This window comes from Bradyrhizobium sp. CCGB12, from assembly GCF_024199845.1.
Taxonomy (GTDB): Bacteria; Pseudomonadota; Alphaproteobacteria; order Rhizobiales; family Xanthobacteraceae; genus Bradyrhizobium.
Genome location: NZ_JANADO010000001.1, coordinates 7,437,166 through 7,449,321, shown reverse-complemented (window position 1 = coordinate 7,449,321; position 12,156 = coordinate 7,437,166). Strand labels below are relative to the sequence as shown.

At 65.5% G+C, this 12,156-nt stretch carries 12 protein-coding genes; 5 read left to right on the top strand and 7 right to left on the bottom strand.

The window, feature by feature from the left end; all coding sequences use genetic code 11:
- Positions 1-55 precede the first annotated feature (55 nt).
- The 3 genes from NLM27_RS34105 (at position 56) to NLM27_RS34095 (ending at position 3,962) form a co-directional block, all read left to right on the top strand.
- Complete coding sequence (locus NLM27_RS34105) at positions 56-2,515, top strand: heavy metal translocating P-type ATPase (protein ID WP_254147447.1); 2,460 nt, start codon at positions 56-58, stop codon at positions 2,513-2,515.
- Between the two features lie 133 nt (positions 2,516-2,648).
- Complete coding sequence (gene nikR / locus NLM27_RS34100) at positions 2,649-3,095, top strand: nickel-responsive transcriptional regulator NikR (RefSeq protein ID WP_254147446.1); 447 nt, start codon at positions 2,649-2,651, stop codon at positions 3,093-3,095.
- 126 nt (positions 3,096-3,221) lie between these two features.
- A complete protein-coding gene (locus tag NLM27_RS34095; RefSeq protein WP_254147445.1) occupies positions 3,222-3,962 on the top strand; it encodes a sulfate transporter family protein in 741 nt (246 codons plus the stop codon).
- Positions 3,963-4,135: 173 nt separating this feature from the next.
- Here NLM27_RS34095 and NLM27_RS34090 read toward each other — a convergent pair whose 3' ends face one another.
- The 3 genes from NLM27_RS34090 to nth are packed head-to-tail and all read right to left on the bottom strand — an operon-like array spanning position 4,136 to position 7,671.
- On the bottom strand, positions 4,136-5,764 hold the full coding sequence (locus tag NLM27_RS34090) for an MFS transporter (RefSeq protein WP_254147444.1): 1,629 nt from the start codon (positions 5,762-5,764) through the stop codon (positions 4,136-4,138).
- Positions 5,751-6,887 carry an HlyD family secretion protein gene (locus tag NLM27_RS34085; RefSeq protein WP_254147443.1) on the bottom strand — a complete coding sequence of 379 codons (1,137 nt, stop codon included), beginning with the start codon at positions 6,885-6,887 and terminating at the stop codon, positions 5,751-5,753. The genes NLM27_RS34090 and NLM27_RS34085 overlap by 14 nt, the downstream gene beginning before the upstream one ends.
- Before the next feature lie 31 nt (positions 6,888-6,918).
- Positions 6,919-7,671 carry an endonuclease III gene (nth, locus tag NLM27_RS34080; protein ID WP_254147442.1) on the bottom strand — a complete coding sequence of 251 codons (753 nt, stop codon included), beginning with the start codon at positions 7,669-7,671 and terminating at the stop codon, positions 6,919-6,921.
- 22 nt (positions 7,672-7,693) lie between these two features.
- On the opposite strand from nth, the gene NLM27_RS34075 reads away from it, so the two are divergent.
- Positions 7,694-8,227 (top strand): DUF2244 domain-containing protein, encoded by a 534-nt coding sequence (locus tag NLM27_RS34075; protein ID WP_254147441.1) that lies wholly within the window; start codon positions 7,694-7,696, stop codon positions 8,225-8,227.
- Positions 8,228-8,282: 55 nt separating this feature from the next.
- Complete coding sequence (locus tag NLM27_RS34070; protein ID WP_254147440.1) at positions 8,283-9,179, top strand: bifunctional helix-turn-helix domain-containing protein/methylated-DNA--[protein]-cysteine S-methyltransferase; 897 nt, start codon at positions 8,283-8,285, stop codon at positions 9,177-9,179.
- Positions 9,180-9,336: 157 nt separating this feature from the next.
- Here the strand turns inward: NLM27_RS34070 and NLM27_RS34065 are convergent, their stop codons facing one another.
- From NLM27_RS34065 to pyrF, 4 genes are all read right to left on the bottom strand, one after another.
- The gene (locus NLM27_RS34065) at positions 9,337-9,960 is read right to left on the bottom strand and encodes a 2,3-bisphosphoglycerate-dependent phosphoglycerate mutase (protein WP_254147439.1); all 624 of its coding nucleotides are present in this window, start codon (positions 9,958-9,960) and stop codon (positions 9,337-9,339) included.
- A gap of 82 nt (positions 9,961-10,042) precedes the next feature.
- Entirely contained in the window at positions 10,043-10,858 is an 816-nt protein-coding gene (dapB, locus tag NLM27_RS34060; protein WP_254147438.1) for a 4-hydroxy-tetrahydrodipicolinate reductase, read from the bottom strand.
- 259 nt (positions 10,859-11,117) lie between these two features.
- Complete coding sequence (locus tag NLM27_RS34055; protein WP_254147437.1) at positions 11,118-11,423, bottom strand: DUF1330 domain-containing protein; 306 nt, start codon at positions 11,421-11,423, stop codon at positions 11,118-11,120.
- Between the two features lie 21 nt (positions 11,424-11,444).
- The gene (gene pyrF, locus NLM27_RS34050) at positions 11,445-12,155 is read right to left on the bottom strand and encodes an orotidine-5'-phosphate decarboxylase (RefSeq protein WP_254147436.1); all 711 of its coding nucleotides are present in this window, start codon (positions 12,153-12,155) and stop codon (positions 11,445-11,447) included.
- Between the last annotated feature and the right edge of the window lies 1 nt (position 12,156).

Genomic DNA, 12,156 nt, shown 5'->3' with positions numbered 1-12,156 from the left:
ATATACCCCTACCGGGTATGGGTTGCAAGCCCGAGTATGAGACCGGAGCATGGGAATGAACGACGCGGACCACGAGCATCAGCACAACGGGGAAACCCATTCCGGATGCGGCTGCTCCGCGAAGGCGGCGCCGCCCGCCAGGCCCGCGGCCTCGTCCTGCTGCGGCGGACATGGCGATCATCCCGGCCACACCCATCATCCCGCGCATGACCACGCCGCAGCCGCGACCAAGGTCCTTGATCCCGTCTGCGGCATGACAGTCGATCCCGCGACCTCAAAACATCGCTTCGACCATCACGGCGAGACCTTCCATTTCTGCTCGGCCGGATGCCGCACCAAGTTCGCCGCCGATCCCGCAAAATATCTCGCCAAGGAGAAAGCGCCCGAGCCCGAGATGCCCGCGGGCACGATCTACACCTGCCCGATGCACCCCGAGATCCGCCAGGTCGGGCCCGGCAGCTGTCCGATCTGCGGCATGGCGCTGGAGCCGGAGGTGGCAAGCCTGGAGACCGGGCCCAACCCCGAGCTCGCCGACATGACGCGACGGTTCTGGATCGGTGGCGCGCTGGCGCTGCCGGCGGTGGTGTCGGAGATGGGCGGCCATCTCGCGGGCCCGCACAACTGGATCGACCCGACGCTATCGAACTGGATCCAGCTCGTTTTCGCCACACCCGTGGTGTTGTGGGCCGGCTGGCCGTTCTTCGTCCGCGGCTGGCAGTCGCTGGCAACGCGCAACCTCAACATGTTCACGCTGATCGCGATGGGCACAGGGGTGGCCTATCTCTACAGCATCATCGGCACCGTCGCGCCACAGTTCTTCCCCGCCAATTTCCGTGACCATGAGGGCGCGGTCGCCGTCTATTTCGAGGCGGCCGCCGTGATCACCGTGCTGGTGCTGCTCGGCCAGGTGCTGGAGCTGCGCGCGCGTGACGCGACGTCGGGCGCGATCAAGGCGTTGCTCCAGCTTGCGCCGAAGACGGCGCGCCGCGTCGATGCCGATGGCAACGAGCACGAAGTCGAGATCGATTCGCTTCATTCCGGCGATTCCTTGCGCGTCCGTCCCGGCGAGAAGGTGCCGGTCGACGGCGTGCTCCTCGAGGGCCGCGCCTCACTGGACGAGTCGCTCGTCACAGGCGAATCCATGCCGGTGACCAAGGAGAGCGGCGCCAAGGTGATCGCCGGCACGCTCAACCAGTCCGGCAGCTTCATCATGCGCGCCGACAAGGTCGGCCGCGAGACGCTGCTGTCGCAGATCGTGCAGATGGTCGCGGACGCGCAGCGCTCGCGCGCGCCGATCCAGCGCCTCGCCGACCAGGTCGCGGGCTGGTTCGTGCCGGCCGTCATCGTCGTCGCCATCACCGCGTTCGCGGCCTGGGCCTGGTTCGGGCCGGAGCCGCGGCTCGCCTTCGGCCTGGTCGCTGCGGTGAGCGTGCTGATCATCGCCTGTCCTTGTGCACTTGGCCTGGCGACCCCGATGTCGATCATGGTCGGCGTCGGCCGCGGCGCACAGGCAGGCGTGCTCATCAAGAACGCCGAGGCGCTGGAGCGGATGGAGAAGATCGACACGCTGGTGGTCGACAAGACGGGCACCCTGACCGAGGGCAAGCCGAAAGTGGTGTCGATCGTCCCGGCCACTGGTTTCGCGGAAGGCGACATCCTCCGCATGGCGGCCAGCGTCGAGCGCGCCAGCGAGCATCCCTTGGCGGACGCGATCGTGCGCGCGGCCAAGGAGAAGCAGCTCACCCTCAGTCAGGTCGAGCAATTCGATTCGCCGACCGGCAAGGGCGCGACCGGACAGGTCGAGGGCAAGACCATCGTGCTCGGCAATGCCAAATATCTGACGTCGATCGGCATCGATACCAAGCCGCTCGACGCGGAAGCCGAACGGCTGCGTGGCGACGGCGCGACCGTCATCAACATGGCCGTCGACAGCCGGCTTGCCGGACTGTTCGCCATCGCCGATCCGGTCAAGGCCTCGACTCCGGAGGCGCTGAAGGCGCTCGCGGCCGAGGGCATCAAGGTCATCATGCTGACCGGCGACAACCGCACGACGGCTGAGGCCGTGGCCCGCCGGCTCGGCATTGCCGAGGTCGAGGCCGAGGTGCTGCCGGACCAGAAGAGCGCGGTGGTGACCAGTCTGCAAAAGGCCGGCCGCAGCGTCGCGATGGCCGGGGACGGCGTAAACGACGCGCCGGCACTGGCCGCCGCCGAAGTCGGCATCGCCATGGGCACCGGCACGGATGTGGCGATGGAGAGTGCGGGCGTCACGCTGCTCAAGGGCGATCTCACCGGCATCGTGCGGGCGCGAAAGCTGTCCCAGGCGACAATGAGCAACGTCCGCCAGAACCTGTTCTTCGCCTTCATCTACAACGCCGCCGGCATTCCGATCGCGGCCGGCATCCTCTATCCGGCCTTCGGCGTGCTGCTGTCGCCGATCATCGCGGCGGCAGCGATGGCGTTGTCGTCGGTGAGTGTGGTCGGAAATGCGCTGCGCTTGCGCGCGACGCGGTTGTGAAGGAGCTGCGTAGCCCGGATGGAGCGAAGCGAAATCCGGGTTATGCCTACATATCGACACCGTCCCGGATTGCGCGTCGCTCCATCCGGGCTACGGTTCAACGGACATGAGCGGCACGCGCGGAGAGCACCTGATGCAGCGAATTACGATCACGATCGAGGACGATCTGTTGGCCGAGATCGACGCGGCGGCGGAGGCGCGTGGCTATCAAAACCGCTCCGAGATCATCCGCGATCTCGCCCGCGCCGGCCTGCAACAGAGCACCGAGGACACCGCGCAGACCGGCCAATGCGTCGCCGGCCTCGTCTATGTCTATGACCACGCCGCCCGCGATCTCTCAAAACGCCTGGTGCAGGAATTCCACGGCCATCACGACCTCGCGCTGGCGACCCTGCACGTCCATCTCGACGACAACAATTGCATGGAGATGACGGCGCTGCGCGGCAACGCCTCCGAGGTCCGGCATTTCGCCGACCACATCATCGCCGAACGCGGCGTGCGCTACGGCCGCGTGGTGATGATTCCGACGGGGGAAGGCAAGCAGGCGAAGACGCGCAAGCACGGGCATCGGCATGAATAAGCTGAGGGCTAGCCAGGTGTCGTTCGTCCCCCTCCCGCAAAGAAAATAGGCCGCAGGCTGGCCTCCCTTGCCGAAGCGGCCGGGGGTGTCTACCTCTCGCGGGTGGTTTCGTGAGAGGATACCCCTATGCTGGATGCCGCCGTGAAGGCGTTCTCGCAAATGATCTCGCCGCCGATGCGCTCGATCCTGTGGCGATCGATCGGGCTGGCGCTCGTGCTGATCACCGTGTTGGCGATCGGCTTGCAGCGGCTGCTCAGCTGGTTTGCGACCTCCGGTGAGGTCTGGCTGGAGGGGCTGCTCGGACCGGGCTGGCATTCATCGCTCGAGATCCTCTCCTGGATCGTCTCGATCGCGGCGGGCCTCGGCGTCGTGTTTGGGGGCATCTTCCTGATGCCCGCGATCACGTCGCTGGTGGCGAGCCTGTTCGTCGACGACGTCGCCGACATCGTCGAGCGCGAGCACTATCCGGCCGAGCGGCCCGGCGTGGCGCTGCCGTTCAGCCAGGCGATTTTCGAAGGCATCAAGACCGCGCTGCTGACGATCCTGGTCTATCTCATCGCGCTGCCGATGGTGCTGTTCGCCGGCGCCGGCTTCCTGATCTTCTTCCTCGCCGCAGCCTGGCTTCTGGGCCGCGAGTACTTCGAGCTCGCGGCGATGCGCTTCCGCCCGCCGGCGGAAGCCAAGGCGATGCGGCGTGACAATGCCGCGACCATCTTCACCGCCGGCCTGTTCATCGCCGCCTTCGTCTCGATCCCGATCGTGAATCTGGCGACGCCGATCTTCGGCATGGCCTTCATGGTGCACATGCACAAGCGACTTTCAGGTCCGCGGCCCGAGCTGATCGAGCCCGCGCGGCAGATGCGGTGACGGTGCGCTCCCTCTCCCGCTTGCGGGAGAGGGTCGGGGTGAGGGTGTTTCCGCAACGGGACAATCCCCAAGCGGAGCGAGCCCTCACCCGGCACTACGTGCCGACCTCTCCCGCAAGCGGGAGAGGTGACCGCCCCCCGCGGCATGATCGAACGACCCAAACGCCATCGCATTCAAGTCAACGTCACCCCGCATTTGCGCAAGAGCATCTTGGCGAAGCCGAACGGCGCCGGCGCGAACGGGCCCGTCGGCGCGCGGGTGACGAGCGCGAGGACGCCGAGCGCGGCCATTGCCAGCCAGAAGCACAGCCAGAAACCGTCGATATAGGCGAGCACATTGGCCTCGCGCTGCACGACGCCCGCGAGCGTGCCGACCGCACGCGCCTGCGCCGATCCTGTCCCATGGGCCGCGAAATGGTCGGCGAGCTGCTTCAGTCTGTGCATCAGATCGACATCGCCGACCGCAAGGTTCTGACCGAGATAGAAGGAATGGACCTGCTCGCGTACGCGCAGCCAGGTCCCCATCAGCGCCACGCCGATCTCGGCGCCGCCGAGCCGCATGACCTGGATATAGGCGGCAAAGGCGGTGGCACGGCTCGGATCGGCATTGGACAGCAGCGTGATGATCAGCGGCAGCAAGGTCAGCGACTGCCCGATCGCCTGCAGCAGAACGATGCCGGTGAAATCCTCGCGCGCCCAGGCGTGGGTGAGCTGCGTGCCCCAGAGATTGGCCGCGGCAAAGCAGGCAAATCCCACGACCAGCACCGTCCGCGTATCGAAATGCCTGAGCAGCCAGATCGAAAGCGGCACCAGCACGAACATCGGCAGCGCGCCATAGGTGAGCAACAGGAGGCCGCTCTGCTCGGGCCTGAGCAGGGCGATGGTGGCGAGGAAATTCGGCACCAGCGTTGAGTTGGACAGGCTGGTCAGCGTGTAGAGCAGGATCAGGATCAGCCCCAATCCGATGTTGCGCGAGAACAGCACGTTGACATGCGCCCAGGGCTGCCTGACCAGCGACTCGTTGACGAGGAAAGCCACAAACAGAATCCCGCCACTGGCGAGCAGCGCCATCACCGTGCCGGAGCTGAGCCAGTCCAGTCGGTTGCCCTGGTCAAGCCCGGCATAGATCATCGAGACCGCCGCGCCGAGCAGCAGCATGCCGCCCCAATCGGCCTCGCGCAGCAGCGCGCGGTTCACCGGCTCGCTCGGCGTGCCCAGATAAACCATCAGGCCCATCAGGGGCGCGATCACCACACTCTGCCAGTACACCCATTGCCAACCGAGATGATCGACATAGAAGCCGACCAGCGAGCTCGATGTATCGAACGCAAAGCCGACGCGGATCGAATAGAGCGCGATCGCCGGCAGCCACCAGCGCATCGGCAGATTGCGGAACACGATCATCAGCGTCGCCGGCACGAAGGTGCCGAGCAGGAGGCCATGCACGACGCTGAGCGCGAGCAGCGTCGGATAATCGTGCACGAAGGGGACGATCAGCGAGATCACGGCATAGATCAAACTCGGGATGCCGAGCACGCGGCGCAGGCCGAACACGGTCGCAAGCCACGGCACCGCGGGCGCGATCAAGATCTGCGATCCGATGCCGGCGGTGGAGAGCCAGGCGCCTTCGTCGAACGAGAGCGAGAACGCACCGCGCAGATCGGGCAGGCCGATTGTGGTCAGGCGGCTGTCGACATTGGTGAGGAACGAGCCGAGCAGCACCGCCGCCACGGCAAACAGCGGCTGGGGCGCGATGCCGCCGCGCGAGACCGGTCCGCGGCGGGCATCGTCATTTTCCGCCATTGCCGCTCTTCGTGTCGATGCTGGTGACGACCGACATGCCGGGCACCAGCCGCGTCAGCAATGGTTGATTGTCATCGAACTGGATGCGGACGGGAATGCGCTGCACTACCTTGGTGAAATTGCCGGTCGCATTATCCGGTGGTAGCAGCGCGACCTGAGCGCCCGTCGCCGGCGCAATGCGCTCGACCTGGCCGCGCAGCTTCTCGCGCGGAAAACTGTCGACGGTGATCTCGACCGGCTGGCCCGGCCGCACATGCGTGAGCTGGGTCTCCTTGTAGTTCGCGATCACATAGACTTTCGGCAGCGGCACCACGTTGATGAGATTGGTCCCGATATTGACATAGTCGCCGGGCTGGACCTGGCGCTCGCCGACGACGCCGTCGAACGGCGCTGATATCCTCGTGTAGCCGAGCTTGAGCTTCGCGCTCGCCAGCGTCGCCTTGGTCGCCTCGACATCCGCAGCGCGCTGCTTCTTGGTGCCTTGCAGGACTTCGAGCTGGTGCTGCTGGGCCGCGATCACGGCGCGGCTGGCACGCACGTCGGCCTGCGCCTTGGCGTAGCCAGCGACCGCCTGCTCGAAGCGCTGCCGCGTGCCGGACTCGGTCTGCGACAGCGACTGCTGGCGCTCCTGCTCTTGTTTTGCCTCGACCTCCAAGGCTTCGGCCGAGAGCCGCGCGGCCTGGGCCTGAGCGATCGTCGCATACTGCAGCTCGATCTGGTTGGCGAGATTGTCGAGTGTGGCCTGCGCGGCGGCAACGGCGGCTTCGGCCTGCGCGACTTGCGCCTCGTAATCGGCGGGGTCGATCTGAATCAGGAGATCGCCGGCCTTCACGCGCTGGAAGTCGGTCACCCCTACATTGAGTACTTCACCCGAGACGCGGCTCGACAGCCGCGTCAGCTCGGCGCGGACATAGGCGTCATTGGTGGTCTGGATTACGGCGTTGCCGACCCATTCGTCGAACCGCAACGTCGCCAGCGCGACGAAGCCGAGCGCAACGATCACGGCGAACAGCGGGATCGCCAGCCGGCTCCAGAGCGAAGTGGCCGGCCGCTGCGTCGGCTTGGGCGGTGGAGATGGTGTTGCGGTGGGAGGGGATGACGGAACTTGTTCTTGTGGACTCACGACATCACCCCAAAGCGGACTCGCCGCGATCTCAGACCGTCTTCTCCGGCCACCGACAGAGATCGTTGATCAGGCAGACTTCGCAGCGCGGCTTGCGCGCGAGGCAAGTATAGCGGCCATGCAGGATGAGCCAATGATGGGCATGCAGCATGAACTCGGCCGGGATCACCTTTTCGAGACCAAGCTCGACCTCAAGCGGCGTCTTGCCCGGCGCAAGCCCGGTGCGATTGCCGACGCGGAAGACATGCGTGTCGACCGCCATCGTGTGTTCGCCAAAGGCCATGTTGAGCACCACGTTCGCGGTCTTGCGTCCGGCACCGGGCAGCGACTCGATCTCGGCACGCGTGCGCGGCACCTCGCCGCCGAAATCGCTAAGCACCTTTGCCGACAGCGCAATTACGTTCTTGGCCTTGGTGCGGTAAAGGCCGATGGTCTTGATGTACTCGCGCAGGCGCTCCTCGCCGAGGTCGAGCATCTTCTGCGGGGTATCGGCCACCTCGAACAATGCGCGCGTCGCCTTGTTGACGCCGGCATCGGTCGCCTGCGCCGACAGCACCACGGCAACCAGCAGCGTGAACGGATTGACGTGCTCGAGCTCGCCCTTCGGCTCCGGATTGGCCTTGCGGAAACGGCTGAAGGCCTCGTGGATTTCGGCAGGAGTCCAGGGCCTTGTCGCCTGGAGCGCCTTCTTGGCGGGGACGTTCGGCTTCGCCACGGCCGCTTTTGCCTTTTTCTTCGGTATGGCCGCTTTGCGCGGGGCCGGCTTACGGGTGATTTTCGCCATGATCGGGATATACTGAGGGACGATGAGCACAGGCAACGAAATAGAGCGCAGCGATTCTGAAGATCCGCGCGACGTGCAAATCTTCTCCGCGCGGCTGACGCCACACCGCTCGCTGAACCGCACCGGCTTCCTCGCCGTGATGCTGTTCCTGAGCGTCGTCAGCTTCGTCACCGGCCTGGCGTTCCTGATGATGGGGGCGTGGCCGGTGTTCGGCTTCTTCGGCCTCGACGTCCTCGTGATCTGGTGGGCCTTCAAGGTCAATTTCCGCGCCGCGCGGGCCCGCGAGGAAATCGTTGTGACCCCTTCCGAATTGCGCGTGCGCCGCGTCAGCCATCGCGGGCAGGTCGCCGAATGGACGTTCAATCCGCTCTGGGTCCGGCTCGACATCGAGGTCGACGAGGATTTTGGCATCGAACATCTCTATTTGATCTCGCGCGGCCACCAGATCCAGATCGCGAGGTTCCTCGGACCGGAAGAAAAGGCAAGTTTTTACAAAGGCTTGGTGGAGGCGCTGAACGCCGCCAAGCGAGGCCCGACCTACAATCCGGTCACCTGATTTCGGATCAGGAATCGGGTGGTTTCGCCCTCGCCCCTCTCCTACATTTCCGATCATGATGACACTCGCCATACATGACCAGCGCCTGGCCAAGCCAGGCCCCCAGAACGCCGCGCTGCGCGACTATGATTCCGTGCGCCGGGCCATCGCGTTCATCTCGGAAAACTGGCGCGCCCAGCCTGCCATCGAAGCGATGGCGGATGCGGCCGGCGTCACGCCGGATGAGCTGCACCATCTGTTCCGCCGCTGGGCCTCGATCACGCCGAAGGCTTTCATGCAGGCGCTCACCCTCGACCACGCCAAGGGGCTGCTACGGGATTCCGCGAGCATCCTCGACGCCGCGCTCGACTCAGGGCTGTCGGGCCCCGGCCGCTTGCACGATCTCTTCGTCACCCATGAAGCGATGTCGCCAGGCGAATGGAAGAACGGCGGTGCGGGATTGACGCTGCGCTACGGCTTCCATCCCTCGCCGTTCGGCACCGCGATCGTGATCGCAACGGACCGCGGCCTGTCGGGACTGGCCTTCGCCGATCACGGTGAGGAGAAGATCGCACTCGCCGACATGACGCGGCGCTGGCCGAACGCGACCTATGTCGAAGATCACGAAGGCACCGCGCCGCTTGCGGCGCGCATCTTCGACACGAAACTGTGGCGACCGGACCAGCCGCTGCGCGTTGTCCTGATCGGCACCGATTTCGAGGTGCGGGTGTGGGAGACGCTGCTGAAGATCCCGATGGGCCGCGCGGTGTCCTATTCCGACATCGCCTGCAACATCAACAGCCCGAAAGCCTCGCGCGCCGTCGGTGCCGCGGTCGGCAAGAACCCGGTCTCGTTCGTGGTCCCCTGCCACCGCGCACTCGGCAAGAGCGGCACGCTGACAGGCTACCACTGGGGCATCACGCGCAAGCAGGCGATGCTGGGCTGGGAAGCCGGGCGGCTGGGGATGCAGTGATTTTTCTCCCTCGCCCCGCTTGCGGGAAGAGGGTCGGGGTGAGGGGGAGTCTCCGCAGGGACGGTGACAGTCGGACTCGCGGAGAGTCCCCCTCACCCGGATTGCATCTTCGATGCAATCCGGCCTCTCCCCGCATGCGGGGAGAGGCAAAGAAAGTCTACCCCGCCAGATCCAGCTTCGAGGCCACCGTCGAATCCGCGTTGAGACGGTAGATGATCGGCACGCCGGTCGCGAGTTCGCGCTTCAAGATGCCTTCGGGCGAGAGCTTTTCCAGCACCATGATCAGCGCGCGCAGCGAATTGCCGTGGGCGGCGACCAGCGTACGCCTGCCGTTGAGCACGCCGGGCAGGATCTCCTGCACGTAATATGGCAGCGCGCGCGCCAGCGTGTCCTTCAGGCTCTCGCCGCCGGGCGGCGGCACGTCGTAGGAGCGGCGCCAGATCAGCACCTGGTCCTCGCCCCATTTCCTGCGGGCGTCGTCCTTGTTGAGGCCGGAAAGATCGCCATAGTCGCGCTCGTTCAGCGCGAGGTCCTTCGAGGTCGGCAGGCCCTCCTGGCCGAGCTCGCCGAGGATGAGGTCGAGCGTATGCTGCGCGCGCGTCAGCACCGAAGTGTAGGCGACGTCGAACACGAGCCCCTGCGCCTTCAGCTTGCGGCCGGCTTCCGTGGCTTCCTTCACGCCGAGTTCGGTGAGGTCAGGGTCCTTCCAGCCCGTGAACAGGTTCTTCAGATTCCATTCGCTCTGGCCGTGGCGCACGAGCACGAGAAGACGTTCGCTCATCAACTGCTTTCCATCTAGTTTATTGTTTTGAGCATGACCTTGTCGGAAAACCGCTTCGCACTTTTCCGGATCATGCTCTCGTTCAGATGTCGGACAGGCCGAGCACGTCGGCCATGGAGTAGTGCCCCGGCTTCTTGCCATGCGCCCACAGCGCCGCCCTGAGCGCGCCGTGAGCGAACAGCATGCGGTCCTCAGCCTGATGCGACAGCGTCAGGCGCTCGAACGGGCCGAGGAAGCTGACACTGTGATCGCCGGCCGCAGTGCCGCCGCGCAAAGAGGCAAAGCCGATGTCGCCGGGACGCCGCGCGCCGGTGATGCCGTCGCGGCCGCGCGCGGCACGCTCATCGAGCGGGACGCCACGGCCGCTAGCTGCCGCCTGGCCCAGCATGAGCGCGGTGCCCGAGGGCGCGTCGACCTTCATACGATGATGGGTCTCGACGATCTCGATGTCGAAGGTTTCATCGAGCGCCTTGGCGACACGCTTGACCACCGCGGCGAGCAGGTTGACGCCGAGGCTCATATTGCCTGATTGCACCACGACCGCGCGATTGGTGACGCTCTTGATCACGGCGTTGTCGGAGCCCGAAAGCCCAGTCGTGCCGATGACATGCACGATGCCGCGCTCGGCGGCGATCGCGACATTGGCGATGGTTGCCGCCGGCACGGTGAAATCGAGGATGCCGTCGGCCTCCTTCGACATCGCCCAGAGGTCGGCGGAGAGCTTGATGCCGTTGGCCGGCAACCCTGCGAGCACACCGGCATCCTTGCCGAGCAGGTCCGAGCCCGGCGCCTCCAGCGCACCGGCCAGCACCGCGCCTTTGCTCTCGGCAATCGCCCGCGTCAGCGCCCGGCCCATCCGGCCGCCGGCTCCAGCAACAATCAAGCGCATATCGGACATGATGTGATCCTCTTCGAAGCCGTTTTAGCGGGGGGATGCAGTTCCGGCAACCGAGGGGGATCGGGCAGGATCGCCTGCGGCCATCCTTCGAGACGCCCGCCTATGGCGGGCTCTCAGGATGAGGGCGCGTTTCGCGGCGAGATGTCAGACCCTCATGGTGAGGAGCCCGCGCAAGCGGGCGTCTCGAACCATGCAGGACGAGCACGCTCGGCAGTTTCCCAGCTGTCAAACGCGAGGGCCCTGCCTGAAGGTCGGATGCCTATCCCGGCTGGGGCCCGTCATAGCCCTCGATGATGATGAGGTCGGCGACGGAGTGCGGTTGGCGGACCTTGATGTTGGCCTGGTATTCCGGCGAATTGTAGCAGGCGATCGCGGTCTCGTAATCCGGGAATTCGATCACGACGTTGCGGGTGCGGCTGGCGCCTTCGACGGTAGTGAGGCGGCCACCGCGAACAACATAGCGGCCGCCGAATTTCTTGAAGATCGCGAGATTGGCGACCGCATAGGGCTTGTAGCCCTCGTCATTGCTCACGTCGACGCGTCCGATCCAGTAGCCTTTTGCCATTGTTCTTCTCCCTGTTGTTGATCAGCCAAGCGCCGCTGCGATTTCTGCCTGGATGGCATCAGCCGTCGCCTTGGGGTCAGCGGCTTCCACAACCGGCCGACCGACGACGAGATAATCGGCGCCAGCGGCAATGGCGCGGCCTGGCGTCATGATGCGCTTCTGGTCGCCGCTTGCCGAACCCGCTGGCCGAATGCCGGGCGTAACGAGGCTCATCTGGTGGCCGACGATCTTGCGGAGGCTACCCACTTCCTCCGGCGACGACACCAGACCGTCGACGCCGAGCACCTGCGCCTGCTGCGCGCGCGCTTCGACCAGCTCGGAGACGCCGAGCCGATAGCCGGCCGCATGGAGATCGTCATCGTTGTAGGACGTCAGCACGGTGACGGCGAGGATCTTCAGGCTCGAACTGCCGCGGCCTTCGACGGCGCCCTTCATGGTCTGCGGAAAGGCGTGCACGGTGACGAACGTCGCGCCGAGCCTGGCTACGCTCTCAACGCCGCGCGTCACCGTGTTGCCGATGTCGTGCATCTTGAGATCGGCGAAAATTTTCTTGCCCTTGTCGGCAAACTTGCCGATCAGCGGAAGGCCGCCGGCATAGGCGAGCTGATAGCCGATCTTGTAGAACGTGACGCTGTCGCCGAGCCTGTTGATCAACGCTTCCGCGGCATCGACGCTCGGCACATCGAGCGCAACGATCAGGCGGTCTTTCGGGGCGATTTCGGCTGGCGTCATG

Bases quoted from the DNA above. Each gene is read 5' to 3' on its own strand.
- NLM27_RS34105 (WP_254147447.1), top strand. From the start codon at position 56: ATGAACGACGCGGACCACGAGCATCAGCACAACGGGGAAACCCATTCC.
- nikR (WP_254147446.1), top strand. From the start codon at position 2,649: ATGCAGCGAATTACGATCACGATCGAGGACGATCTGTTGGCCGAGATC.
- NLM27_RS34095 (WP_254147445.1), top strand. From the start codon at position 3,222: ATGCTGGATGCCGCCGTGAAGGCGTTCTCGCAAATGATCTCGCCGCCG.
- NLM27_RS34090 (WP_254147444.1), bottom strand. From the start codon at position 5,764: ATGGCGGAAAATGACGATGCCCGCCGCGGACCGGTCTCGCGCGGCGGC.
- nth (WP_254147442.1), bottom strand. From the start codon at position 7,671: ATGGCGAAAATCACCCGTAAGCCGGCCCCGCGCAAAGCGGCCATACCG.
- NLM27_RS34075 (WP_254147441.1), top strand. From the start codon at position 7,694: ATGAGCACAGGCAACGAAATAGAGCGCAGCGATTCTGAAGATCCGCGC.
- NLM27_RS34070 (WP_254147440.1), top strand. From the start codon at position 8,283: ATGATGACACTCGCCATACATGACCAGCGCCTGGCCAAGCCAGGCCCC.
- NLM27_RS34065 (WP_254147439.1), bottom strand. From the start codon at position 9,960: ATGAGCGAACGTCTTCTCGTGCTCGTGCGCCACGGCCAGAGCGAATGG.
- dapB (WP_254147438.1), bottom strand. From the start codon at position 10,858: ATGTCCGATATGCGCTTGATTGTTGCTGGAGCCGGCGGCCGGATGGGC.
- NLM27_RS34055 (WP_254147437.1), bottom strand. From the start codon at position 11,423: ATGGCAAAAGGCTACTGGATCGGACGCGTCGACGTGAGCAATGACGAG.
- pyrF (WP_254147436.1), bottom strand. From the start codon at position 12,155: ATGACGCCAGCCGAAATCGCCCCGAAAGACCGCCTGATCGTTGCGCTC.